The following is a 25,245-nucleotide window of genomic DNA, read 5'->3' as shown; positions in this document are numbered from 1 at the left end:
GTTTGATGGTTATAATCGTTCTGAATTACTGGTCAACAAATAATATGAGGGATAGGCATGATTGAGATGAATCAGGAGTCGATGGGACAATTTGTAGATCTGTACGCGATCCCCTGGGGTATTAAGCTGGTGACGGCACTGGTGATCTTTATCATTGGTCGATGGATTGCCAAGAGTGTCGTCTCGATGATGCGCAGGTTGATGGGACGTTCGAAGATGGACGATATCCTGATCAACTTCCTCGGCTCGATCACCTACGCCGTGTTGATGGTGGCGGTGGTAATCGCAGCCCTCGATCAGCTTGGTGTGAATACCACATCACTTCTGGCCATCATGGGTGCCGCCGGTTTGGCCGTGGGTCTGGCGCTCAAAGACTCACTCTCTAACTTTGCAGCGGGCGTGATGATCATCATCTTCCGCCCCTTCAAGATGGGCGACTTTGTCGAGGTGGCAGGGGTCTCCGGCGTGGTTGAGGAGGTGCGTATCTTTAGCACCCAGCTCAAGACCGGCGATAACCGAGAGATTATCGTGCCCAACTCCAATATCTACGGCGGTACCATCGTGAACGTCTCTGCTCGCCCAACTCGCCGCATCGATATGGTGTTCGGCATTGGATATGACGACGATATGCGCAAGGCACGCGATATCATGGAGAAGATCATGGCTGCTGATGAGCGCATTCTTGCCGAGCCTGCAGCAGCGGTCAGCGTCGCTGAGCTGGCCGACAGCAGCGTCAATTTCAATGTCCGTCCCTGGGTAAAGAGTGGCGACTACTGGGCGGTGCGCTCTGACCTGCTGGAACAGATCAAGATCGCCTTTGATGAAAATGGCATCTCGATTCCCTATCCACAGACTGATATTCATGTTGTAGAGCAGTCAGCCGCCTAATGCCATCACTCGCGGCCCACCGATCCCTTGGGCCGCGAGTAGAGGCTGTTCCGCAGCCAGTTTAAATCGTCTGATTAACCCTAATAGGGTTAAAAACAGCCCTGTTTCATTGCGTAGAGACCGAATCTGGTTTAACCTTGCGCGCTTCTTGTCAGTAGCTGTTTTCGTAGCATTGGCTTGATTCTGGAGAGGTGTCCGAGTGGCCGAAGGAGCACGCCTGGAAAGTGTGTATACGGCAACGTATCGAGGGTTCGAATCCCTCCCTCTCCGCCAAACAACAAACCCGCCATACGGCGGGTTTTTGTGCTTAGAAAGGGGCTTGAGGTCTCAGTTTCAAACAGTCGGATTCGATAAGCCAGCGTGCAGTGGTGGTATGAGATGTCAGCTGCAAGGCGACACATCAATCCGCAGGGGAGGCGAAAAGTATCGAGTCCGTTCTTTCCTCTCCTCTCCGCCTTAGTTTGTGGACCCTGTTTTTGGGTTTGTTAGTTCAATGACTAATCGCATTTAACTTTTCGTTTTGCACCCTTAGCGGCACTAGCACTGCACGCTACCGCCACTTTCTGGCTCTCTGAGATGGTCTTTGACACCTCCTGGAGCATCACCTCGACACCTGTATCACTAAAACGCCATTGGCCCAGTACGTTACCGCTGTTGCTGCTCAACTGACTGCGCATGGGAGTGCCGTTGTCCTCTACTATTGCCAGAGTGTGGGTGGCTTCTCTCTATTGGCTAGTGAGATGTTTCCTTGAGGTTGTTAATCTGTTCGCCCCACCACCTGTTTCGTGTTGGCAATGCAGTGTTGTCGAAGGTGGAGATGTCTGAGGTGCGCAGATAGAGCGCTATTTTTCTATTTACATTCGCAAATTCGAAGTCCATATGTTGGTCCAGGATTGGGACGTAGGGCTCCATTCTTACTTTCTGTGCTGATGATAGTTCGCGCACTCTACGAGCGATGTGGAATGAGAGCTCTTCGAAGGAGATAGAGCCATCGGCACCCGCATCGGCCTGTCCTATCAGTCCCTCTTGACGACATGGGTAAGAGACCGTTGCCGATGCTGCTCAGTTCATAGGCTGAGGCATCAGCTGCAGCGGCGGATAGTACATAGATACCATCGTGCTCGGCGGCTTGTTGCACCATGCGGCGTTGATCACGATTTTGTTTAAAAACTGCACCAGACTGGCGGTGTCCAGAAAAACGACCTTTTGCCCAGTCCTGTTCCACGTAACCAGCCTTGGATCTGCGACCAGGCAACGAGCGTGGAGGGCAGAGCGGGGTCGCCATCTTCTGGCACCATGAAATACTCGGAACCGATTTTTAGCCCATGCCGCTGATATAGATGACGACAAAGTCGCCATTCTTAGCGCTGGAGAGAAACTGTGGTAGTTGCTCGATGAGTTGTTTGCGGGTTGGCTGAGAGTTACAGCCATCTTCCTGACACCATGTTTGGGTGACGACCTTACCGAATCGTTTGCCGTGCTGTGACTTGAGTGTCTCGGTGATGGTGCGAGCATCATTCTGCGTTAGTGGAAGCGCATCAAGATTGTTAACACCCTTGTACTGCGATGTGGCACAATTGCGGCGTAGAGCGTCGGTTTTTCACCCTTTATTGGCGTGTAGGTAATCTGTAGACGCTGCGAATGACTCAGACCGTTTGCATCATAGATCGAGACCTTGAGCCGATTCACCCAGGGACGAGAGGGACGCGCTTTGTGAGTGCGAGTTTTTGCCTTTGATCACCCGATGGTTGCGGTGTAACAGAACGCGCCTGTCCTGCGCCGAGTATGTGTATTGAGATGCTGCTCTCATCAATACCAAAACCTTCAGCAGTCAGGTCGAGATCCACGTAGGGTGATCGACACTATCGGTTGATGCCACCACAGTAATATGTGGTGGTTGTAGACTCGCAATATCGATACCCTCTGGTGCTAACTTTTGGCGAGTTTGATACGTTCTGCATCACGTTGTGTAAGTCCAAATAGCGTGCGTTCGGCCAGGCCAAGACGTTTCTCAAGGATGTCGGGGCGGAACAGGTAGCTACCCAGCTGTTCAAAGGCGTGTATCTGCTCTCCAACCCGAAAGGTCAGCACCTCACTGACTGCATCGGTTTCATTGAAAAAGTAGCCGTTATTGTCATAGTAAATCCTGCCGTTCTGGTGATTGTATGACCAGATCCATAGATCGGGTGCATCCAGTCTTGAAAGTCGTTCAGTTCCATCTGGGAAACGATTGACCAGCAGAATTATCTCCTTCTTTGAGGCTGCTTTGTCATCCAGTTCTGTACGACTCTCCATCCATGATGGACCGTTAGAAGAGCTTACGACCATGCGCTGTGTGCCATTCATATAGACGATAACAGAACCGGATGGACCATATCCTATCGCATCAATTCGTACTGGTGGTGTGATGCCATCCGGTGATGTGAGTGCCTGACTAATTACTGCTGGCGCATAGACTGTGTTTTTCTGGTTTGGGATGTTGGCGTCTGCATGGAACCAAATTTTTGGCGTGGCTACATTCTCCACCTGACGACCGTCTTGATAGTGCTGGGCATTATCAAAGTGGATACGGTCCTGGCTGTCGCTGGTGTGATTCAGGCCAAACCAGCTAGAGGAGCTAGAGTGACCGACTCTTTCATGGCCACCATCATTGAGTTTCCATAGCTCCCACTGTTCACTACCATCACGCCAAAGATCACTCAACTGGATGGCAAAAGTCCGTTGCGATCTCTAACTGCACATCTTTTAGTTGTCTGTTTGTATATTCACTCACTCTGCTCAGAGATGCCTCAGGAGAGCTGCGGCTCCAAAGCTGCCAATCACTTTCACTCTCTGTACGCAGTGCTAGTAGCCGGCCTGTACTGTCAGCACGTATTTTAATGGTGCTGAATCACCAACAACGACTGGCTTCCAGTTCTCATCCGTTTGATGCTGGTAGAGCAGCCATCTATGACCACCAGCAACCGTTGTACTTGAGGTGATGGAACTAGTTTGTTCTGCATTGCTTACCTGTATACGATACCACGACCACTCCACAGACTGCGGATGTCGCTGATCTGTTGTAGCGGTTGTTCTATTAGAGTTGAGACAGGAATAAATCGATGTTGTTTATCCGACCAGATAGCTGCGATCAACTCAAATGACTCGCCGTTGCCATTTGAGTCCCACTCTTCGCGAGCGGTTAAGACACGACCGTCGGCTGAGACACGTAGCTCGGAGAGTTCTTCCGGTAATTCGGCCACTGCTGTTGAAGATCTATCCATTGATCTCCATTACGGTAGTAGTGGTGCCACTCGTTGGCGATCTCGTTACGGTTGGCATCCCCGCCTCCTGAACGCTGATGGTAGAACGTCCACCGGCGTCGATAATGGTCTGAATAGCAGGAAATGCATTTGGGAGGAGGGTGGAGATATCGTGCCAGCCCTGACTGTCAGGATAGTAAAATACCACTCGCCAAAACGACCATTACCATTGGCATCGTGTCTTTTAATCGCCACGCCGCGGCTGTTGGCGAAGGTGAACGCTGATGCTAGCCTGCTGGGGCATTTGGAATTAGGGTGCGTACGTCAGTCCATGACCCATCGTGATCGAGGCGGAAGTATGCTTGCTGCCACCTGTATGGCTACTGCGTACTAACAGACCAAGATCAGCGTCATAGCGAAGCTGGGCCGCCTTACCACCGAGTGCATTCTGTGCTTGAAGTAGCCGCCATCCCTCACTACCTGATTGCAGTAACTGGATATCTCCACTCACCATCCCAAGTTGGCATCGTCCTGTTCATGCAACAGGATTAGACGCCCACTGGCCAGTACCTCACTATGTTTGACCTTGCTGAAGGGGCGTTTATTAGATGCTGCTGAGCTTGAGGCTGTTGTGAGCATGGTGTTATCTAACATGACCCACTGATGATCACGGTTCTTGTAAAAAGCAGTCTGATCGGTGTCTCATCATGGTTACGCTGGATATCGACCATCAAGCCGTTGCTTCGGGCATCGACAGCGATGATTTTCTTTTCCAGTCCAGGACGGTGCTTGGCAACTATGCTCCTAACGTCGTTCCACTCTCCATCCTCTGCACGCATCACCCAGTGGGTGCTCTGAATAACGACGGGTACGGGTGAGTCGAAATCAGGTTTAATGGCGGCATCAAGCATGCTGGTAATTTCAAATAGTCCATCTCGACGCTCGTGAATGGTGTCTATCGCCAGATCATCATGAAGGGGAAGCGTTTTTTCGGCGGAGTGCCACTGCTTGGTCTTGTTGTCTCGGAGATACCACTGGGAGGTGTATTCAGCGCCTGATTCGCCAGTCATGGTTTGAACCCCGATCCCTTGACCATCATGCCAGTCGCTCATGGTCCATATTTTTCCAGAGAGTTCTGGGAGTATCTCTTGAGGTGTGCGCCACTCTCCCTGTGAGTCGCGCATGCGCCATACCCAATCACCCGGTGTACCGTCTCCATCTGCATCATCTACTTCAGCCGCTCCGACGAGTTCACCATTGGCCAGCAGTCGGAAGTTGCGAGTCAAATCAGGGATACCAGTAATGTCTTTATGAACTTCAATAGCCTGTTTCGATTCGTTAATCCGGTAGAAGTGAGTCTGCAATGAGTGATCAACATCTTCTGATGTGCGACTTGTTAATCGTAGGAGATGGTCTGATATGCGGTGAATACTCTTCACGGCACCCGGTTCAAACCCCGAGAGCTGTAGAGGCTCGATCTCATCGCCGGAGTTGATTCTGAATAGATGCCAGAGTGCACCGTCGTCTTTATCTCTACGTAGTGCATCATCGTAGATCGCGACCCCAAATAGGCCATCTGTTAGCTTGCGTATCTTTGGGACTTCTGAGGGTAGACTGGGTAGGGTGACTCTCTGGCTGCTTCCATTGGGTTTAACCCGTATGAGCTGCCAATCACTCTTGTCGAGACGAACGGCGAATAGGCCATTAGCGAGCTCAAATAAATCAGTGACCTCTCTTTCACCAGCAAAGGGTTGCCAGATGGAGAAGCCGCCATCTTTTGTTCCAAGATGGAGTGAGAGATAGGGACTATCCTCGTTATCGAGTTCAGGTATCGCGATAATGGTGGAAGAACCACCATCACCTTTAATGATGTGAGTGTCAGGCGAATGGTCAGGTGTCATTCTGGCTGTTACACGATAGAGGCGTGAAAAATTCTCTGCATCGAACAGTTCAAAGTGACCATCAACGTTGCTGGAGAAATAGTGCGTGACATCTTTGTGGGAGTGACTCCAGGCGCCTTCGCTGACCGCCATGGAGAGCGAAGTGAGGGCGGTTAGTCCCCGATAGTCGACGCCGTCTGCCTATTCGTAGTTGGGAAGCGCGAGCGAACGACGGAGAAGATGCAGCAGCGGCTTTATGTCGGCGTAGAGTCACTGAGGGAGTTGTGTAGAGCCGCGAAGAGGTGATTACGCAACGTACGCAGGACGTCGGGCGCCGCAGGCATAAACGGTCGCGTGAAGTTTTTGCTGTTTGCTTGGGCTTGGATGCCCAAAACAAACTCTCGCAAAAATAGCGACTCCCCGGGCAGGCTTTTCCAGTGACGTAGTATTTGCCATGGTTCAGCGGTAATGGCACGACGCCATAGACGTACATCAATACCGTCCCAGGTTTCAAGAAGACTGGTGTCACTATTATGGTAGGCGATAACTTTATTAGGAGCAGTCGCATGACCAGCCTGAATCAATATCGCCACATCAGACTGCATGCGGGTTTCGGTGTTATCAATGTTGGCACTGATCTGGTTACATAGCGGTAGTGAACCTAGTCCGATAGCTGCAGATAACAGTCTGTTATTTGTAATTGTGGTTGTTATTCTTGTTGTCACAGTGGTGTCCTTACAGGTTTAGGTTAACGCCAGCTGGTTTCACCAGTGATAAGAGTGCCTGGAATGATTGGGTAATGAGTAGTGCCAACGCTGACCGCCATGGATAGCGAAGCGAAGGCGGTTAGTCCGCGATAGTCGACGCCGTCTGCCTATTCGTAGTTGAGAGCGCGAGCGAACGACGAAGAAGATGCAGCAGCGGCTTTATGTCGGCGTAGAGTCAGTGAGGGAGTTGTGTAGAGCCGCGAAGAGGTGATTACGCAACGTACGCAGGACGGTCGGGGCGCCGTAGGCATAAACGGTCGCGTTAGTATTTGCCGCTTGCTTGGGCTTGGATGCCCAAAACAAGCTTCCGCAAAATAGCGACTCCCCGACTCTTGACTGCCATCGGAACTTTCAACTTTTGTGATCTCACCATCATCGTCATAGGCGATAGAAAGCGAGCCGACATCTTCGATAGCGATGGTGATGGGTTTGCTCATGGCGTTATAGGTGAAGATCAATGCGGTGTCTTCAAATTCTGATCTTATGATCTGACCCGCATCATCGTAGATGAGGTGCACGCGCTGACCGCCATGGAGAGCGAAGTGAGGGCGGTTAGTCCCCGATAGTCGACGCCGTCTGCCTATTCGTAGTTGAGAGCGCGAGCGAACGACGGAGAAGATGCAGCAGCGGCTTTATGTCGGCGTAGAGTCACTGAGGGAGTTGTGTAGAGCCGCGAAGAGGTGATTACGCAACGAACGCAGGACGTCGGGCGCCGCAGGCATAAACGGTCGCGTGAAGTTTTGCTGTTTGCTTGGGCTTGGATGCCCAAAACAAACTTTCGCAAAAATAGCGACTCCCCGGCGTTTACCGTCACTGTTTGAAGCTGTGGTGAGGTTGCCATTTGCGTCGTATTCAAAAACAGAGATCTTCGCATTTTCAGGATATTCAGAGGGATACTGAATGACCTTCGATATCTTGTTTACGGTGTCGTTATAAAAAGTCGAGTTATCTCTCACCATCATTTTTAGAGTGAGTCGACCACGATCATCATATTCGAATTGGGTGTCACGGTTACCCCGTTCAATGTTGATAGGTGTGCCATTTTCGTCGTAGGTGGTGTCAGTAATGATGCCGTTAACATCGTTACGTATGCGCTGTGTGTAGGTAGAGCCATCGTCGCGATAGGCGATGGTGTATTCGTAACGGTTGGTGCGACTCTTGCTCCCGGTCGGGTTTTAATGACCTCAGTATAGTAAGACTCACCATCGTCTCTTCTGTAGTTGGTGCCGTAGTTATACCAGGTGGTCATGTTGTCCCGTTCTGTTACAGAGCGTACGAACTGATTGCCACCAAATTCGGTTCCTGTGTAGGTGATCATTCTGCTGCTACCGTCGTCGTAGCCAATCGTGATCAGGTTGGTGTTAGCGTCATAACGATAGGTGAAGTAGTTACCAGCGGCATCCTGAGTGTGAACAAGACGATCGTTGTCATACCGGTAGACAACGCTTTTTCCTCCGCTTGCATCAATCCTGGAAACTGTACCGTTGTTATTAAAGGAGAAACGGAGTTCTCGGTCTTCACTGTCAACTATGCGAGAGAGCTGGCCCTCTGCATCACGCGCTGACCGCCATGGATAGCGAAGCGAAGGCGGTTAGTCCGCGATAGTCGACGCCGTCTGCATATTCGTAGTTGAGAGCGCGAGCGGACGACGAAGAAGATGCAGCAGCGGCTTTATGTCGGCGTAGAGTCACTGAGGGAGTTGTGTAGAGCCGCGAAGAGGTGATTACGCAACGTACGCAGGACGGTCGGGGCGCCGAAGGCATAAACGGTCGCGTTAAGTTTTTGCTGTTTGCTTGGGCTTGGATGCCCAAAACAAACTTTCGCAAAAATAGCGACTCCCCGGAAACAGGTGTTGGCTCTCGCCATTGCTGAGATTGACCCGAGTGAGCGCCCCTGAGGTGTCGAATTCATCGATCTGACTACTGTTCGAGCGCTGAAACCCCGTGTGTGCGTAGTAGACGCTGTTGACCACGAGTGGAGGTTCGATAGACAGTCCCGATAGGAATGTGGCGTGGTTTGAGCAGCCCTTTTCTACATATCGAGTCCATGCGTTGGAACGGAATTCTGCATCTCGTAAGAGCTTGTTGCGTTCATCACGGCGCTCACGGTCATTGCTGAAACGGTTGTCTTGATTGGCGGCCTGAATAATGGCATCAACAGCACTCTCAATCTCCTCTTTACTTAGCGAAGGTGGCCTGAATACGGTACGGGCACCAGAACCATTTTCTCGTATAACAACCGTGCCATCGCCCTGTACTGCGAGACTGGTCTCGTAATCGGAACCCCAGCCAATGCCGAAAATACCCTTTCCACCTGATCGACTGTTATAAGTGCGTTCGATCTCAAGATCGTGACGTCCTGCAATAACGATATCTGTGTAGGTGATGTAATAGTTACCGTTCTTGAGATTAACCCCTGCCTCAGTTTGGGAGGGGATGGCTGTCACGATCAGAGTGAGGCCAAACAGTAGAATGGGTAGGTAATGGACCTCCGTGAACCAGTTTATTATTGTTGAAATAGGGTCTTGAGTATTCAAACTGTACCCGGTGATCAGGTGACTTAACATCCTATTGTTCTCCATCGCTATGCTGGTTTTTATACATAGTTGTTTTGTTGCGTAATGCTAAGCGCATGTTGATTTAATGTATACACTCTTTGAAGCCCCTCTGATCTGAGGTGGTTTTGTAATCTTTTTCTATGATGTTGATCTGCCGACGATTTATCATGTGTGAAGTATCAATTAGCTGTTTGCCGATTGGAGGTTACAACGAAGATAGGTCTGCGTTAATAACTCGCACTCAAGCATGTACCCAAGTAGCTCCATGGCATCGTCTCTGCTTAGTGATAGAGCACTGTTATCAATAATGACACCAGCGAGATCTCGGTCTGGTCCTGAATGTTCAGCCATCACAAGATAGATATCGAGCAGAAAATCTAAAATATTACTCTCCCTGGCCATTTCAATGTACTCAAGTGTACCGAGAGTGAATGGTGAGCAGAACGCGGAGCGCTGAGCGTTAAAGAGACGCTGAAAATGATGTGGGTTAAGTTCATCAGAGTCGTTGCGGCCATGTAATGCTAGCAGCACACTGTTATACGACTCGACGTCTTCAAAGGCTCTTTCGTCACTGGTCTCTATGTCAAAATCAATCTTGCATTGTTCAATTATCTGCGCACTCATTATGGTTTCCTCACTCTGTCACTGGTGTTAAACGGACACTGAATGGAGCTGTGACAGAACAACACTCGAAATTGATCGTAAAAAGAGGGTGTTGATATGGCTCGATAATGGTGTTGCGGTTATTGATACCCACTCATCTCATGGGTTTTCGTCAAACCTTCTGTCCGAGTCCGTTTAAGGGATGGAACCATTAACAGATAGGTATGGAGCAATTGATAATGAGCTATGAAAATCAAAAGGGCTGTGGAAGAGTACGTTTACTGATAATGGTCTCGATAGTTGTCTCTGTTATAGGTCAGGTAAACGCAGCGTCCATGGCTGATTCAATTCTGGAGCTACCATCGGGTTCGGAGTTTGAGCTCAGGGCTGAATTAGAAGTGCCTGCCAACCGAAATTTTATGTTGCTAGGTCGAGATCAGCTGAGTGAGACCTTCAATGAGTTGAACCAGAGCTATAACCAGATGAATGGGGGTCACTCTTCACGTTATGGGTATTTTCACTATAACGATTACCTTCACAGTGGCAGGAGACGGCAGTTCAGAGCTATCGAGAGTGCCTGGAACGTCATCGTACCTACTACAGTTACGGTGGTTCAGCATCGGTAACAGTACTATCATCAATCAGGGAGTGGTAATACCGGTGTGATCATTAATAACGGTGATGACTCCTCGCCAACCTATGGAAGTTATATAGGAGATAATAACTGCATCAGACCTGAACACACCATTGCGATGCTACTTCTCGACAAGGAGGAGGCGGGAAGCGGGGAATCTTCCGAGAGGGGTATCGGTTCAAGGTTAAATCGGTCAGACACCGTCAGCAACGAGGTTTCCATGTGGTAACGATTCGCTTCGATCATGATGTAGCGCGTGGTATCCGTATCATTACTAGTCAAAACCCTACCAACATCACTATCAATCAGCTCAACTATCGTGATTTTGGTGGTGGTTTCTGGCAGGAATGGGGCAGCGCTTGTTGGCCTACAGGATATTGGTGGTGACTATTTCGATATCCATCTGGCTGAGAATCGGTACTACGATTAATGAGGTGAGAGAGTCAGTGGAGGCGAGAGTCCTCATGAATGGTAGTGTGTGTTCTGTCTCGACATATCAGTTATCGATTAGTGAGTGGCCTAAGCCATTGTAATGGCCCCTCTGATCTTGATGGTTATCAACAACCACTTCAGCGGCTCCAGTAGTACGGCTATGATCAACCACATTGTGTCGATCTGCTGAGATGCTATACCCCAGCCTGAGATGACTGTAAATGGTATGTACCAGAAGCGCTCAAGGTGATTGCCAATGCGGAAAACATTACAGAAGAGGAAAAAGGAGACTCCCAGGAGACCGGATCAGTAAGAGGTTGAGTGCGAAGTGTGCGTGATACATCTCGCTGCAGAGCAGCAGTATCAACAGGATGAAGATGATATCAGTCAGGTTTAACCGAAGGCCTGGTTTCTGTTCGATCTCAAATGTCAGAATTTTCACTAATAAGCTCCTCTCGAGTATTGAACCGTAGTGTTGTTTTTCCAAACCGCCCTCCGTAATTTCTCACTGCCATGTCATACGCTTGGAGTGTTATACCGTATTTGTCCCTTTCGATACTCGTGATGCAGAGCGCTCTGCAGATCATTTCATGTCTCTATATAGCGGACTCTTTTCTGCTAGTAAGTAAACCTTCTCGCTCTCTTTTTATTGTCTTAATATCAGATCTTCTTCGAGTCAGGCTGTTGTAGTGGTAACTGTGGTGATGGTTTCGATCTTCTTTAAATAGATAAAATGAGAAGGGGTTGAGGCTTGATGGAATCGCGATATCGACCTGTTCACTTTGATGACCTTGTTATGTAGCAGGATCTTGAAGGCAAGGTAGAGAGTGAATAATACGCCATAGAGTGCTGACAACCACAGGTAGGGGGCTGTGAGATAAGATGTCGAAAAGTAGAGCACGGTAAGAAAGAGTGTCGTTGCGTCGATAAAGAAGAGAGCATCGAGGCTGTAACGTCGAAAACTAAACGGTGCAAAGAGGGCGATTCGGAAGGTGTTACACCAGTCGAGCGCTATATGCAGAGCAATACCAGCTAGAGCTGCAAGCAGAGTTGACCATGAATAACCCTCAATGATAATTAGAGGTGTGCAGATAAGCAGTGCGTAGAATGGGGCAAGTGGAACTGAGTGAGTCAGGGACTGGTGGTTTTGAGGTAGAAGCGTCTTCCAAAACAATAAATAGCACATCAAGATCTGGAAAGAGGCTGCCTAGAAGGAATGCAGTGCCCGCTGTAAAGATGATCCATCTCGATTGCGCTGTGCAGTCCAGCAGTCCCAATTCCGGGAGTCGCTATTTTGCGGAAGCTTGTTTTGGGCCTCCAAGCCCAAGCAAGCGGCAAATACTTAACGCGACCGTTTATGCCTACGGCGCCCCGACGTCCTGCGTACGTTGCGTAATCACCTCTTCGCGGCTCTACACAACTCCTCAGTGACTCTACGCCGACATAAAGCCGCTGCTGCATCTTCTTCGTCGTTCGCTCGCGCCTCAACTACGAATAGGCAGACGGCGTCGACTATCGGGGACTAACCGCCTTCGCTTCGCTATCCATGGCGGTCAGCGAAGGTGTGGTGAATAATATCCATTGATAACGCATTATCCTTCGGCGTTTAGAGTGACCATGGAAAGATAGTGTTGCAATGACCGCAGTGGTTACATGCAACACGCTTTCCTTGGCAGGTTTCGCTGATGAATGACTTCCAGCTAGTCACGTCCTGATAACTGACAAGATTGGCAATCACCCCTACGGTAAGGCATATTCCTACGACAATCGCCCAGTGATGCTGAGAAATTAGAAACAGGATGCTTGCGGTCAGTATTAATATGACGTTGGCGATAAAAATAACCCGGCACATCTGACCATCCTTGACTCATCGTCAGGCTGATGTGCTGACCACAGTCTCTACACTTCACGAATGGAGTCTCATGTTGAAGTTCATCATATTTGTCTTCCTGTCTCTTTGTCTTGGACTCAATGGCCTGCTATACGCTGATGATGTTCAATCAACAGCACCGCCGGCCATGACTATGCTCGTCAGGTACTGGCAATGGAGGTGGCGGTGAGTGATGAGGCGCTGAAGAAGAAAGAACGAGTGCTGCTCGAGCTCGTTGCTGACTCCGGGTTGCTTAGTGATGATGAGCACAATAGTGAGACACGTGTTGCACTTGCTGAGCTGTATCAGGCGTGGCATCTATTTCGCGATGCGCAATGTGAGGTGAATGGTTATCTGCACGTCTATCCTGCTGATAGCAGGCTATTTTCTTCCGAGTACAATGCCTGCCGCTTGAGAATGAACAGAAAGCGCATCGACTATCTCGATCGACTCGAGAACGAAATCTATGACCATTAATCGCTGAAATATCGTCGCGTGTTGAGTTGTTACTGTTGTTATCCATTTATACAATCATCGTCTGCCAGTGCCTGAACGTGCGTCCGTGACGGCAAATAGAGACACCACCCGCGTTGCCAGGTATGAGCCACTCCCACAAATCATCAAAGGGGAGAGAAGTAGCCTTATTACTCGCCACTCTCGATCGTTAATACCCAGTTCACTATCCATTTCATCAATGGTTAACTGACGTGTTCTGTCGCCTATTCGGTTATCTTCGTTGTTACTGCTAAAGATGCTGAGTTCATCTCTGGTCTGCTCTATCTCCTCCAGTAGAGACCAGAAACCCTCGCTTCTGAAGGCTCGTAGTTTCTGCTCCACCTTTGATGGGTCGGTTTCTGTGCGACTGTAGATGCCACGAAGAGCCTCGATGTCGTTGTCGATATATTGTGTGATTGCTCTATCTGGTTCGATGCTCTCGGTATCAAGTAAGCGTGGGGGTAGGCGGGCAATGCATCGTCGCCATTGGTGAAGATGCAGTAAGCCGTGTTGTTTAATTCTCTGTAGTAGACGCGGTTTCCGAAGGGCAGAGGAGTGTTACCAGAGCACATCTTCTCGTATCGGCTCTTACACTGCTTTAGTCCCTCTCGAAAACGAAGCTGCGCAAACTCAGTGCCATTTATTTTGATCTCTTGAGACATTTCAGCGGTGGAGAAAAGATCAGCAGGAAGATCGAAGGGATCGTTATTACAGATAGAAACTGATTCTGAGTCTGTGGGGCTGGTTGGCATTGAGGTCGGATGTTCTATCTCACGATGACACAGTTTGTCGGGATAATACTCGAGGATAACGGTGTCGTGTCCCGATCCATTATAAAGCTGTGCACGATAGGCCAGGACCGTTGTACTGTCGTAGTCAGTGAGGCTTTCACAGACCACGAATTCTATAATTGAGCTACCTGATGGCAGGCTTTCTTACTGTTTTACATGACAAGTATGCTTTAGTTCGAGGTGTGATTCATGGTGATTATCACGCTGGTATAGCCAATATGATGACGATCGTACTGATAACTGGAATGCTGGCACCCAATAGCAGTGCAGCCATATAAAGAGACTTTCTTGTTGTTAATTCGATGGTGGACAGGGTGCTTCTGTAGCCACCAAAACGTCTGGCACGAGAAACTATACGCTTCACTACAGAAAGGGATCCCTGTTATGGGCCTCTGTTGTTTCGATGCTGTTGTTTGCGATATAGGCCATGTCGCTGTTGTGTGTTCTCCAACGACCAGATTGATCAGCTGAAGGTTATGGGTTTTGCGTATGCGGTTGCGTAGTAGAGCATGTGCAGTGAACGTGCTGGAATGTGCATAAATCGCTCCAGCAGTAATATACGTCGCCATCTGGGATTGTTTATTCCACTGCCTCCTTTTCCTGATGTTACTACTGATACCATTTTTCTAATCGGTACAGATCACGTCTGATTGCCCGCTCTGAAGTTTCGAAACCTGCGAGTTTGCGGCGCTCTATAGGATCGATATGATGGAAGTAGGAGACTCACCGAGTGATTCAATGGTGCTGTTTCTATCGTTTGTGAACGGATCGCTACGTCGTAGCAGTCTCGAAGGGCGTCTATGGTGATCATCCATAGACAACGTGGATCAGCGATTAGCTGTACACCCATGAGTAGTGCATCGATGGGCCTTAACACCAGCCAATCCTCCAGCTCAGCATCAATACCGCAGTTACGATAGATCGACTTCATCCCCTTTTCAGCGAGCACTGTGCCCTCAATTGAACGAATCGATTGCTTTTACGAATCTCCGGTAGCACCGGTTCAGCCCGCCAGTGATGCCGTGAAGAACACCGAAACATCGAACTGTCACCCCGTCAAATTCAAATTCGAGATAATCGAGTCGATCAGGTGGCGATAGATGTTTTGTTAGTAGTTCTTGCGCTGTTATTTCTAGTGACTACCAAATTCACTACACTTCCATCAATGAACGACATGGCGTGATTTAAATTCAGGTAGAGGAATATCTGCCACGATGCCGTGTTAACTGACCATCTGCGGAGAGTTCTCACTCTTCAAATTCGAGTTCAGTCGACGTGTGGTTATAGATGTTTTGTTAGAGTTCTTGCGCTGGTATCTTCATCTCAAACAGGTCATTCCTGTCTCTTCATGTCATACATACGGGCTGGCGTGGTTTTATAATTAATCTTGAGAGAGTATGGTCTGACTTTAACTGACTACTCTACCGAAAGGGATATCCAGCTTTTTCGATGTGGCCGTTTCGGTAGCGGTAGTAGCTTGTAAGAGGGATCCCTAGGGTCTACGTGCCTCTCTACTCAAAACAGGTCTGACCTCGTACGACATTAGCGGTGCTGGTGGGTTTTGTCAAATCATATGTGGGTGGATGCCTGATTCAAACTGCCACTATAATTCACGCTATGTTCGATGAAGGTTATCAGTGTTCCGTAGTCAGCGAAGAGGTTATAGTACTTCTTTGCTGAATACCCAGGTCTGACGACCGGTGGTTTTTGTCAATCAGGATGTGGTGGTCCATTGGGGCGACATATCACGCTGTTGAAACTATGCGGTTTTATAAGGGTTTGTACTTTTCATTGATTCCAGCGTTAGACGTGTTGTTTCAAGGCTATCGACATCATCAGTGTAATGATGCCGTTAATATTTGATAGGCTTTTTCACTTTGCTAACCTGTTTTAAGGTCGATATCATCAGTCCAAAATAGCATTCTTCCATAAGGGATATTCAATACTATCGAACCTGATACAGGTATTTGTCCCCTTTACTCCGGTGTATACAACCTCTCGCGTGTCCGTCTGATAGAGATATTAAAACATGATCACTCTGGAGTATGAGAGGGCTGTAAGGACAGTGATGATATCGCGGGTGTTGGTCTCGCAGCCTTAGATTGTGGACGATAGTGAGGAGGTGAGTGTGGCGGGTGAACAGGGAAGATTGCCGCTTTTCCACCGGCATGAAAATAGCGAGACGAAGGGCAGGCTCAAATCGATATGGCTGAGGGTGAGGACTTGGACTGAGTGGCGTGCCGGTCGCCTAGGTAAACGGTATCAGGGTTGATGGTGGTGAATCACTTCAGGTCTATCGGAACATTGTCGCCCCGAACTAGAAGCAGGATGTGGGTTACGGGTGATTTGGTGATTACCGATATGGCTTAGCTGGGAAAAACTAGTGATATCTATGTTATAGAGCCTGTGTTGGCACCGCGTTGATGCGAATATTTACTCTGTTTTTGTTTTTGAGTCAAATCGGGTATGTTGCGCGTGCATAATAAATAAAATAATAGGAGCAAGGCGTAAGGCCTGTGTGTATCTAATGGGAGAGCCGTTCAATTTCTTTAGCCCTGCCTGGGTCGATTACTATCTTCGCCAAGCACGCTACTTTTTGCAAATACGCATATCGATCATGAGGATGCCTCGCAGGATGCGATGCTTAAGCTCCATACCCGTATCTCTTCCAGAGAAGCAGCGCTTCTTACCGATGCCTACGTCAAAACAGCCTATAAAAATCTATTACGCGATCTCTATCGACACCATTTCGGGAGACCGCGCGTCCCCGCTGGGTAGAGCGTCTCGGCCCGATATGGCAGAGGATTTACGAATTATTCTGCTTTGACAAAATACCTGCCGGTGAAATTGCTCATCGTCTTGAGAACGAGGGCCATCTCCACGACAGCCAAGACATTCCAGATGAGATCGTGCAGCGGGCGACCAGTCGCATCCGTGCTGAGAATGCCTGTCCTAAACCCAGGGTTCAGCCGATCTCGATTGATGCAGGTTTGTCAGGTGAGGAGAGTGAGCCGTTAGAGATTGCAGATGATGTCTCACCAGAGAGTGTGCTTTCAGAATCAGAGATCGGAGCGCTGATGCGAGTGATATTTGATCATGAAGAGATACTGAGCAATCACAGGAGGAGCTGAGTAATCAGGTTCAAGCCAAGTGGTCTCATCTCAGACAAATACTTGAGCTCGATGATGATGAGCGGATTCTTTTGAAACTCATATACCTGGAGAATATGACCATGAGCGCGCAAGGATGTATTTGTGATGCACCACACAACGTACGACGTCGAATTGGCCGTATTTGTGCTCGCATCAGGGGCATTTGAAAGTGAAGGAGCTCTCTTTGAGGCGCTAATGGAATGATTATGAATGACGTTCACATTCTCAGTATAGATTGTCGCAAGGCACCGCTTGAGGATGGCTGGTGATGAACCCGCGGAAGAGAGTCAATCGTAGCGTAACATCTGGCTCGTCTGGCGCTTGCACTGGATGATGCCGTAGCGTCATCCTCGAGCCTGATCTCAATGAAATCTCCGATTGGCATATGGGATTGCTAGCGGAACCACGTGCCTCTGAAGTAAAGTCCTGGGTCGCACGAGATGTCGCGTGTTATCGGCTCTGGCTGAGCTGCGAGCGGCGGAGAGAAGCTTCGCCGTCGCATCGTTCAAGCTGTTCAGTAGGGGTGATAACACATATTGAGATTGCTAACTTACTTCACCGTCAATCGAAGTACTTCGTCCAGCTGCTGCAATGGCTATCACGCTACTACCTGCTCTGGTGCTTGTATCCCATTTCAACCAGAGCCTGGCACCTGCCGGCTGGGTAGAGGAGATCAATAGTGCATATCGGGATTGGCCTGCCGAGATACCCCCTCTGTGCAGGGTGGCCGATAGTGGTGGCACTAAACCGTAGTATCGAGGCTAATAATGAACAAGTTTAACCAGCGGAGGGTTCATGGCTGAATTCACAGTGGCCTGCTCAGAGTTGACGGCCCATCAGGAGAGTGGCTTAGGTCATCAAAACGCTTCCTACTAAACGACACGCCTGTGAGGGCTCTGACTGTGATGAATTTGGCGCACAGAGTATGAGGCGGGACGCTGGACGTTGCTGGTTTCTTTGAGTGCGTTGGGAGGGCCGTGCCGGAAGTGCAAACGTACGTCATCGCCAGATGTTTGAACGGTTACTTCCTTTTTATTCAGCAAGACCTGAAGCGTGCAGAAGGCCGAACTAGTGAGTGAGTGGTCAGAGATTGATGCAGAGGATGAAGATCTGTTCTGCGACTACGCAAAGCGTTTCTTGATACTCGGTGCTGGACAGCAGCAATGAACAGAGAGGTAGGGTGTATCTAACTATGAATGAGAAGAGACCTATTCATCAGTTTGTGGGCTGGTTGTCTGGTCACCCAGCGTTGCTAGGTGCAATCGTTTTGCTACTGACCTCGTCGGTCGGGTATGTCTATGAGAGGGCGTTCTTTAATCAATTCGACATCAATATATTCCGCTTTTCGTCTTTCTATGACTTTATGTATCAGTGGTGGCGGCAATGGGCAGTCGTAAGTACCTTCCTCAAGGCGATACTGATGATTGTCTCTATGATTGCCGGATACATGGTGGCTGTGGTGGCTGTGGTGGTTGTCGACCGTTGTGAGTCTGTCTGGGCAGAGAAGAATGAACTGCGATCTGGCGAAAGAGTTCTGTTTGGCCTTGAGCGTAGGCGGTTTCGTGTTATTGCTATGGTTGCGTTGGTTGTTGTCCTGATTGTTGCCGTCTCTTTTCTCGTCGTACGCGCCTTTAATGGGTTGACGATTGGTGAGAATGTCGTGCTCAGCGCGGTGATGGTATTCGCCTATGGTGTCGTCGTATTCCTTGCAGCATGGCTTGGACAGCATTTGATCTTTGAGCAAGGTGAACGTACACCATGGCGATGGACAGGTTTAGTGCTTTCTTCTGGCAGGTATCGTATACCTGTTTAGCGTCATGTTAATGCACGTCCGGATCTTGCTCTGGCTGAGTCTGGAATGTTGAAGCGCGATGCCAAGTACACCTACACGGTGTATCGAAGTGATGGTGATACTGCGAAAGTGATTTCGCGTGATGCAAAAATACTAGCAATAACGACCTATTACCATCTGTTTTATGATCGAGAAACAAGCAAGGTTATCGCTATTAACAATCAATATGTCGGAATGCTTGAGTCAAATTGGCTACGATAAAATTATAAATACAGACCATTTACAGTCACTTTTGGTCTGCCTTTTATAAGTATGATCAAGTAAAAATAGGTGTAAAACCAAGTGATTGGTAGGGTTTAATTGTAGAGAAAAAGTTATGTTCACTGCCGCCACGTTGTCCGTTATAGACAGTAAGCACGGAAATAATCCACATATAAAGAAAGGAAGACAGAATGAAAAATGAAGAAAAGCATAGTTGTAGTAGCGGTCTCTATTGTACTGGGTATGAGTTCGGGTATGAGCTTGGCTGGTATGGATAAAAAGGGTAGTAATTCGGGTAAGGCTTCCTCTAGCGAGTCTTCACAATCCGTAACACAGCTCGCACTTGCAGATCAGCTTGCTGCCTACGGCGATGCAAATAACGATGCGGTAGCTCTTGTACTGGCTGCGAAGATGAAGAAGAGTGTGGGTGGCGCAGATAAGATGGAGGCCGCCAAGAGCAGCAAAGGTGGCGATGATAGTGACAAGAAGGCAAGCGCGAATAGCGGTACGGCCGATGCAATGCTGGCACGCGCCAAAGAGATGGCTGGCGATAACCCAACAGTACTGGCCATGGTTCGAGATGTTGAAGGTATGAAGTCGCGTGGTCGAGTAAAGGGGCGTGTGCGTGGCCACGAAGATCGTATCAAGGCACGAGATGTAGATATCTTCCGTATTAAGTTTGAGGGAGAAGAGAAGGCAGAGATTCTCATCAAGGGTGATGGTGATACCGATCTCGATCTCTATGTCTACGACAATAATGACAATGAGATATGCACCGACAGTGATCGTACAGATACCATGTACTGCTCCTGACCCCGCCTGGACTGGTACGTTCAGGGTTGAAATACATAACCTGGGTCGTGTCTGGAATGCCTATGAACTCTTCACTAACTAATATTTGAGACTGCGGTCAAAACAGATGTTCGGAGGGGTTAATGTGATTTGCATTAACCCCCGCTGACCGCCATGGAGAGCGAAGTGAGGGCGGTTAGTCCCCGATAGTCGACGCCGTCTGCATATTCGTAGTTGAGAGCGCGAGCGGACGACGAAGAAGATGCAGCAGCGGCTTTATGTCGGCGTAGAGTCACTGAGGGAGTTGTGTAGAGCCTCGAAGAGGTGATTACGCAACGTACGCAGGACGGTCGGGCGCCGCAGGCATAAACGGTCGCGTTAAGTTTTGCTGTTTGCTTGGGCTTGGATGCCCAAAACAAACTTTCGCAAAAATAGCGACTCCCCGGTTTTTGTAGCTTGGGTGAAAACTACGCCTGACGATTGCCGGTGTTTGATAGTGCCTGGGTGAATTGGCTGCGATTTTGACCAGTCAAGGAGAGTCGATGATGACTGAGTATTTAACTGGAAACTTACGGATATGGTTTGCGGAACTTTTGGTCTCACTGCTACTCATGTTCAGTGTTGGCGTTTCATTAACGGCATTTCACTCAACTGAGCAAGATGATCAGGAGTAGAGATTGCAATGGCGGATATACCTCAAATGCGAGGGACGAGAAACGCCAGATGATACGGATGGGTGTGCCTGAAGTATGGCTCGAGCAGCTTGAAGTTAAGCTCGACGACCATGGCATTGAGGTGATCATCTCCCGCTACGAGAACTCCTGGTTGATCAATATACCTATTGAACAGCACATTGATAGCAGTGTAAAAGTGATATTTGAACGTTTTGGTATCGAACAAGATAATAATGATGAATTGAAACTATTGCTGACTTCGATCTGAATCTGATTTCAGTTTGTCTATTAGTCACCTATTTATAATAATTCGAGGGATCCAGAAATGAATCGCAGGGATATGGTTGAGGCTGCAGTCCGCGTGCAGGTCAGGAGCGGTGCAGAGTCTACTCGCCACTGTTTGACTGTTGTGTTTGTTATGTTTGCAGCCGCGATACTCAACAAACCTCCACGCATCGACTCGGCATGCATTGTTGGTGGGTGTTTCAGAATACCCAAATCTTGATGAAAAATTTCAGCTCGAAGGTCCCAAGTACGACGTGCGCCTGGCACGCGACTTCCTTATCGAGTCTGGTTTCGATCGAAAACAGATGCGTGTACTTGCTGATGGTGTAGAGGGTGCAGATGGTCTGCCTACCTCCGCCGCAATCAAACAGGCGCTTGCCTCTCTTGCCAATGATTCACAGAAAGGTGATTTTGTTTACGTGCATTTTGCGGGTCATGGATCACAGCAACCCATTACTCAGTTGATCAGTCACATAATGAGACGGATGGACTCGATGAGATATTCCTGCCTCGAGACGTGAAGGCGTGGAGCGATGAGATTGGCTCGGTAGAGAACGCACTTGTTGATGACGATGTGCGTGATGCACTGGCTTCTATACGTGCACGCGGTGCATTTGTCTGGTTGGTTTTGATAGCGTCATTCAGGCACCATGTCGCGCAGCGCCGCTACGGGCGGTGATAGCGTGCGGATGAGAGATGTTAAACCCAATACGCTTCAAATTCCGGCAGCTGCAATGCAGCGTGCCTATCAATCAGTGCGTTCACGAGGTGCTGGCGGCACTGCTGGAAATGACCTTTCCAGCGACGGTATTCCGGTGGCTGACGATGAAGGGGCGGGTGGTTTTGTGGCCTTTATGCTGCGCGAACGACTGAAACGACACCGGAGATGATGTTGCCTAGATATCATCCAGAGAGTGAACCGCACGGCTTGTTTACCCATACCTTGATTAAAACCCTGAGTCGTTTTCCTCGGTGCTACCTATCGTCAGGTTATTCAGCAGGTCTTGCAGGATTACAGTGCGATGCAGTGGCGTGCCACAACACCGCTCTATGAGGGAACGGCTCTGGATGCTCCAGTATTTGGTGCTGAATCGAAACAGGAGTGACTCAACAGTGGCGGTTCGAACGCAAGGGAAAACGTTTAACCCTGTATGCCGGAACGCTGCATGAGGTCACGAAAGGATCGGTGTTAGCTGTCGCAACAAGCGCTAGCAGATGATGAAGTGATTGGTTATGTAACGGTTACCCGTTCCGGAATGCTTACGAGCGAAATTGAAGTTACAGCGCATGCAGATAACGCTGCGATTGCGATCAAATCGATGCCAAAGCGAGGTTATGCAAGACTGGTTGAGTCAAAACGGACTTCACACTCCGTGTTGCATATCCCGCAGACGATCAACTTAAGTCGGTTGTTGGAAAACGGATTAGTGAAATCCTCTTTGGGGATAACAAGTTGATAACGGGTAGCGCGTTAGTTGAGTGGGTGGCTGCTGGACAACAGGCGGACCTACGCCTTGCCGTCGAATCGGATGAGAAGGGAAGCCTCTGGCTTCTGCCGCCAACTGCAGAACTTGAGCCGGAGTGGCGTAGTACCTACTCAAAAATCAGACTGATGGACGTGATAATGCGAAGGTCGTCAGCCTGCTGATGGATAGTCTCTCCAGAATCGCCAAGGTGCGCAATCTGATGCGCCTTGCCAATCGCGGTGGTGATGCGGCTAACACTGAACTTGGGATGAGCGTAGAGCGTGCCGATAGTGGTGAACGAGAAGATATAGCGCTCGGTACCGTGCCAAACTTCTACAATGGTGACTCACTTGAACTGACGATACGCAACACACGACGTTCAGCGCAGGACGTCACGGTGCTATTTATCGGTGCTGACTATTCGATCCAGACACTCTTCCCTACGATGGTGAGATCAATCGCGTAGAGGCTGGCAGTGAGCTGGTAATCGATGGTATTGAGATTGACGCCTCGGAGACAGTGGGGCGTGAGCAGCTGATTGTAATCGCGACTCAGGCACGAGCGGACTCTCCTTTGGAAAATTTCGGTTTTCTGGCTCAGGCAGGTGTTCCGCGATCGTGATACGAGTGCCGAGCGTGGTGGAGATCGTTCGGTCCATGATCTTTGAAAAGCGCCGGATTTGGTGTGGGGACTTCTCGGGGTGCAGGGCGGAAATCACGTGCAACTGCCGACAAGCTATCGATCCTTACTGTTGATTGGAAAACTAGACGTGATCCTTGAATGGACGCCTTACACGATCTGAGTAAATATCTAATAATAATCTAGAAGTAGAGTTTGTTTAGTTGGAAGAGAGCAGCGTTCAACTAAATGGTGCTTCGTGCAAGGTCAAAATATATATGCGAATGCAACTGTTGAAGGCTCTCTTCAATCGATACCTACTGCTATTACCCTGCTTGTTACGGCTATAGGTGTTTGGCTTCAACCACTGCATGCTGGTGAAGTGCAGAGCATCTGGCACGATAGCGATATGGTTACGGAGGGGCGAATTAGCCCTGACGGTAAGCTGGCATTTACCTTTGATGGCTTCACGATTCTGTTGTGGGAAAGTGCAACAGGAAAAGTGGTACGACGGGTTAATGTCAGTTCACTGTTTAGTGAAAAGTGGCCCTCAATTCATGGTGTGGCGCCATCGCCTTCACTCGCGCAGGTTGCAGTCTCAAGCAACGGTAAGGTTTCACTGTTCGATCTTCAGCGTAGCCAGATGATCTGGGTAACTGAGACGAACATCAATGCCAAAAACTTGTCTGGTCTGAGGATGGACGGTTTCTCGTTGTCGCCGCTGATTACTCAAAGTCGGCGACGGTACTGGATGCACGTAGTGGTGCCGTCGTCTCTATGCTCGACCTACTGGCTGTTCCGACCGGAAGTGAACCTGCATATACGGCCACCTCGCTTGAAAGCATTGCGATCTCACCCGATGCCACAACAATCTTTCTCGGCGGTTCGAACGAGGGTGGCCTCTACAGCAGAACAAGTGGAAAACCCCTGTTGCGTATTCGGCGCGATGGCATCTTTATTGGTGCGAGTTTCTCACCCGATGGAAAACGGCTGGCCACGGCGATGTCAGATAATGAGGTCTGTCTCTGGGGTCGCAATACTGGAGAGCAGTTGCGTTGTCTGGATGGTCACAAGAACCTTGTAACAGATGTTGCTTTCTCTCCTGATGGATCAACTATTGCGTCTGCCGGTTATGAGGGTGAGATCCTCATTTCAGAGGTTGAAAGTGGTAAACCGGTTACCACCCTTAGCGGTCATCAGGGAGGTGTCTACGGACTCGACTATTCGCCAGATGGCAAACACCTGCTGAGGTGGGGGAGACAGCACGGGGCGCTTCTGGAGTATCGATGGCGATACGGGTGCTGATGCCCCAGTGCCGCTGGAAAGAGAAAACAGGTGATAAAACCGTCACTAGTTGCGCAGTTGGGCCATTCAGGTGGGTTACCGCGAGTGCCATCAGCGCTGATGGCAATCTGGTTGTGACAGGCGGCGCTGACGGTGTAGTGAGTATTAATGAGGCCTCCAGCGGGCGTGTCATTCGTAGGATCTCAGCGCACCCAGGTAACCTCGGCAAGATTAACGTCCTTCAACTCGCATTTGATGACTCTGTCGTCATAACCGGCAGTGATGACGGACAGTCGGTCTATGGGAGATCGAAACGGGAAGAAAGCGCCTGCAGATTAATGTAGATACGCAGGTTGATGCGCTCGCCGTTGTCGATGATGGAAAGCTGATTGTGACTGCCTCAGAAGATGGTGGTTTTATTACTGCCTGAGTGGGCTGACGGGCGAAAAGATTCGAAGAGTCGGTGAAATACTAGATAGAGATCAAGGTGTATTTGGCATCGCTCTTCTCCCTGACAATAGACGTTTTTCCTCTGCTCATAGGGACGGAAAAGTGCGTATCTATGACTTTAAGAGTGGTGTCGTACAGCGGACCCTTGAGATTGCACAGAATAATATTATTTACCGTATCGCGGTAACGCCTGATGGAAAAGGATCGTCACGACAACTCTGAATCGAGAAGCAAGTGTATGGGATCTGGAAAGTGGTACACAGCTACACCAGTGGAACTTTGAGGATAAGCAAATATGGTCAAGTGCAGTAT

Annotated in this window: 24 protein-coding genes and 1 tRNA gene; 14 read left to right on the top strand and 11 right to left on the bottom strand. The window is 49.2% G+C overall.

Features of this window, described 5'->3' with window-relative positions; translation table 11 throughout:
* Positions 1 to 57 precede the first annotated feature (57 nt).
* Both HUE57_RS13440 and HUE57_RS13435 read left to right on the top strand, forming a co-directional pair.
* Positions 58 to 888 carry a mechanosensitive ion channel family protein gene (locus HUE57_RS13440; protein ID WP_174673359.1) on the top strand — a complete coding sequence of 277 codons (831 nt, stop codon included), beginning with the start codon at positions 58 to 60 and terminating at the stop codon, positions 886 to 888.
* A gap of 185 nt (positions 889 to 1,073) precedes the next feature.
* Positions 1,074 to 1,161, top strand: a tRNA-Ser gene (locus HUE57_RS13435).
* Between the two features lie 1,656 nt (positions 1,162 to 2,817).
* Here the strand turns inward: HUE57_RS13435 and HUE57_RS13420 are convergent.
* The 10 genes from HUE57_RS13420 to HUE57_RS20365 form a co-directional block, all read right to left on the bottom strand.
* Positions 2,818 to 3,591 carry a hypothetical protein gene (locus HUE57_RS13420; RefSeq protein WP_174673358.1) on the bottom strand — a complete coding sequence of 258 codons (774 nt, stop codon included), beginning with the start codon at positions 3,589 to 3,591 and terminating at the stop codon, positions 2,818 to 2,820.
* A 302-nt stretch (positions 3,592 to 3,893) separates the two neighbouring features.
* Positions 3,894 to 4,151: a hypothetical protein gene (locus HUE57_RS13415; protein WP_174673357.1), complete on the bottom strand. Its 258-nt coding sequence runs from the start codon at positions 4,149 to 4,151 to the stop codon at positions 3,894 to 3,896.
* A gap of 626 nt (positions 4,152 to 4,777) precedes the next feature.
* Entirely contained in the window at positions 4,778 to 6,163 is a 1,386-nt protein-coding gene (locus HUE57_RS13410) for a hypothetical protein (RefSeq protein ID WP_174673356.1), read from the bottom strand.
* Positions 6,093 to 6,506 carry a hypothetical protein gene (locus HUE57_RS13405; protein WP_174673355.1) on the bottom strand — a complete coding sequence of 138 codons (414 nt, stop codon included), beginning with the start codon at positions 6,504 to 6,506 and terminating at the stop codon, positions 6,093 to 6,095. Before HUE57_RS13405 ends, HUE57_RS13410 begins: the two co-directional genes overlap by 71 nt.
* Before the next feature lie 378 nt (positions 6,507 to 6,884).
* Entirely contained in the window at positions 6,885 to 7,295 is a 411-nt protein-coding gene (locus HUE57_RS13400; protein WP_174673354.1) for a hypothetical protein, read from the bottom strand.
* 62 nt (positions 7,296 to 7,357) lie between these two features.
* Positions 7,358 to 7,633: a hypothetical protein gene (locus HUE57_RS13395; RefSeq protein WP_174673353.1), complete on the bottom strand. Its 276-nt coding sequence runs from the start codon at positions 7,631 to 7,633 to the stop codon at positions 7,358 to 7,360.
* A gap of 697 nt (positions 7,634 to 8,330) precedes the next feature.
* Positions 8,331 to 8,603: a hypothetical protein gene (locus HUE57_RS13390; RefSeq protein ID WP_174673352.1), complete on the bottom strand. Its 273-nt coding sequence runs from the start codon at positions 8,601 to 8,603 to the stop codon at positions 8,331 to 8,333.
* Complete coding sequence (locus HUE57_RS13385; protein ID WP_174673351.1) at positions 8,552 to 9,223, bottom strand: DUF6531 domain-containing protein; 672 nt, start codon at positions 9,221 to 9,223, stop codon at positions 8,552 to 8,554. The genes HUE57_RS13390 and HUE57_RS13385 overlap by 52 nt, the downstream gene beginning before the upstream one ends.
* Before the next feature lie 294 nt (positions 9,224 to 9,517).
* Entirely contained in the window at positions 9,518 to 9,958 is a 441-nt protein-coding gene (locus HUE57_RS13380; RefSeq protein WP_174673350.1) for a hypothetical protein, read from the bottom strand.
* A gap of 1,721 nt (positions 9,959 to 11,679) precedes the next feature.
* Positions 11,680 to 12,189: a metal-dependent hydrolase gene (locus HUE57_RS20365; RefSeq protein WP_420885720.1), complete on the bottom strand. Its 510-nt coding sequence runs from the start codon at positions 12,187 to 12,189 to the stop codon at positions 11,680 to 11,682.
* Positions 12,190 to 12,224: 35 nt separating this feature from the next.
* On the opposite strand from HUE57_RS20365, the gene HUE57_RS13370 reads away from it, so the two are divergent.
* From HUE57_RS13370 to HUE57_RS13345, 6 genes are all read left to right on the top strand, one after another.
* A complete protein-coding gene (locus tag HUE57_RS13370; RefSeq protein WP_174673348.1) occupies positions 12,225 to 12,434 on the top strand; it encodes a hypothetical protein in 210 nt (69 codons plus the stop codon).
* Positions 12,392 to 12,529, top strand: a complete 138-nt coding sequence (locus HUE57_RS13365; RefSeq protein ID WP_174673347.1) for a hypothetical protein — start codon at positions 12,392 to 12,394, stop codon at positions 12,527 to 12,529. The genes HUE57_RS13370 and HUE57_RS13365 overlap by 43 nt, the downstream gene beginning before the upstream one ends.
* A gap of 473 nt (positions 12,530 to 13,002) precedes the next feature.
* Positions 13,003 to 13,350, top strand: coding sequence for a lysozyme inhibitor LprI family protein (locus HUE57_RS13360; RefSeq protein ID WP_320416295.1), 348 nt, complete (start codon positions 13,003 to 13,005; stop codon positions 13,348 to 13,350).
* 3,718 nt (positions 13,351 to 17,068) lie between these two features.
* Positions 17,069 to 17,290 (top strand): hypothetical protein, encoded by a 222-nt coding sequence (locus HUE57_RS13355; RefSeq protein WP_174673345.1) that lies wholly within the window; start codon positions 17,069 to 17,071, stop codon positions 17,288 to 17,290.
* A 1,213-nt stretch (positions 17,291 to 18,503) separates the two neighbouring features.
* The gene (locus HUE57_RS13350) at positions 18,504 to 19,124 is read left to right on the top strand and encodes a hypothetical protein (protein WP_174673344.1); all 621 of its coding nucleotides are present in this window, start codon (positions 18,504 to 18,506) and stop codon (positions 19,122 to 19,124) included.
* Between the two features lie 438 nt (positions 19,125 to 19,562).
* Positions 19,563 to 20,177 carry a hypothetical protein gene (locus HUE57_RS13345; RefSeq protein WP_174673343.1) on the top strand — a complete coding sequence of 205 codons (615 nt, stop codon included), beginning with the start codon at positions 19,563 to 19,565 and terminating at the stop codon, positions 20,175 to 20,177.
* Positions 20,178 to 20,311: 134 nt separating this feature from the next.
* Here the strand turns inward: HUE57_RS13345 and HUE57_RS13340 are convergent, their stop codons facing one another.
* Entirely contained in the window at positions 20,312 to 20,575 is a 264-nt protein-coding gene (locus HUE57_RS13340) for a hypothetical protein (protein ID WP_174673342.1), read from the bottom strand.
* 304 nt (positions 20,576 to 20,879) lie between these two features.
* Here HUE57_RS13340 and HUE57_RS13335 point away from each other — a divergent pair, with 304 nt between their 5' ends.
* From HUE57_RS13335 to HUE57_RS20360, 6 genes are all read left to right on the top strand, one after another.
* Positions 20,880 to 21,098, top strand: a complete 219-nt coding sequence (locus HUE57_RS13335) for a hypothetical protein (protein WP_174673341.1) — start codon at positions 20,880 to 20,882, stop codon at positions 21,096 to 21,098.
* 139 nt (positions 21,099 to 21,237) lie between these two features.
* On the top strand, positions 21,238 to 21,636 hold the full coding sequence (locus HUE57_RS13330) for a caspase family protein (protein ID WP_320416243.1): 399 nt from the start codon (positions 21,238 to 21,240) through the stop codon (positions 21,634 to 21,636).
* A gap of 162 nt (positions 21,637 to 21,798) precedes the next feature.
* Positions 21,799 to 22,005 (top strand): hypothetical protein, encoded by a 207-nt coding sequence (locus tag HUE57_RS13325; protein WP_174673339.1) that lies wholly within the window; start codon positions 21,799 to 21,801, stop codon positions 22,003 to 22,005.
* A gap of 757 nt (positions 22,006 to 22,762) precedes the next feature.
* Positions 22,763 to 23,047, top strand: a complete 285-nt coding sequence (locus HUE57_RS13320) for a hypothetical protein (protein WP_174673338.1) — start codon at positions 22,763 to 22,765, stop codon at positions 23,045 to 23,047.
* A gap of 929 nt (positions 23,048 to 23,976) precedes the next feature.
* On the top strand, positions 23,977 to 24,504 hold the full coding sequence (locus HUE57_RS13315) for a WD40 repeat domain-containing protein (protein ID WP_174673337.1): 528 nt from the start codon (positions 23,977 to 23,979) through the stop codon (positions 24,502 to 24,504).
* Entirely contained in the window at positions 24,486 to 24,827 is a 342-nt protein-coding gene (locus HUE57_RS20360; RefSeq protein WP_420885691.1) for a hypothetical protein, read from the top strand. Before HUE57_RS13315 ends, HUE57_RS20360 begins: the two co-directional genes overlap by 19 nt.
* The last annotated feature ends 418 nt before the right edge of the window (positions 24,828 to 25,245 follow it).

It is taken from the genome of Candidatus Reidiella endopervernicosa (assembly GCF_013343005.1).
Taxonomy (GTDB): domain Bacteria; phylum Pseudomonadota; class Gammaproteobacteria.
Note: the sequence above shows the minus strand (reverse complement) of the source record. Positions and strands in the feature narration are given on the sequence as shown.

Bases quoted from the DNA above. Each gene is read 5' to 3' on its own strand.
- HUE57_RS13380 (WP_174673350.1), bottom strand. From the start codon at position 9,958: ATGAGTGCGCAGATAATTGAACAATGCAAGATTGATTTTGACATAGAG.
- HUE57_RS20365 (WP_420885720.1), bottom strand. From the start codon at position 12,189: ATGTGCTATTTATTGTTTTGGAAGACGCTTCTACCTCAAAACCACCAG.
- HUE57_RS20360 (WP_420885691.1), top strand. From the start codon at position 24,486: ATGGCGATACGGGTGCTGATGCCCCAGTGCCGCTGGAAAGAGAAAACA.
- HUE57_RS13415 (WP_174673357.1), bottom strand. From the start codon at position 4,151: ATGGATAGATCTTCAACAGCAGTGGCCGAATTACCGGAAGAACTCTCC.
- HUE57_RS13440 (WP_174673359.1), top strand. From the start codon at position 58: ATGATTGAGATGAATCAGGAGTCGATGGGACAATTTGTAGATCTGTAC.
- HUE57_RS13335 (WP_174673341.1), top strand. From the start codon at position 20,880: ATGATACGGATGGGTGTGCCTGAAGTATGGCTCGAGCAGCTTGAAGTT.
- HUE57_RS13345 (WP_174673343.1), top strand. From the start codon at position 19,563: ATGAAGAAAAGCATAGTTGTAGTAGCGGTCTCTATTGTACTGGGTATG.
- HUE57_RS13320 (WP_174673338.1), top strand. From the start codon at position 22,763: ATGGATAGTCTCTCCAGAATCGCCAAGGTGCGCAATCTGATGCGCCTT.
- HUE57_RS13410 (WP_174673356.1), bottom strand. From the start codon at position 6,163: ATGGCGGTCAGCGAAGGCGCCTGGAGTCACTCCCACAAAGATGTCACG.
- HUE57_RS13350 (WP_174673344.1), top strand. From the start codon at position 18,504: ATGAATGAGAAGAGACCTATTCATCAGTTTGTGGGCTGGTTGTCTGGT.
- HUE57_RS13315 (WP_174673337.1), top strand. From the start codon at position 23,977: ATGCTCGACCTACTGGCTGTTCCGACCGGAAGTGAACCTGCATATACG.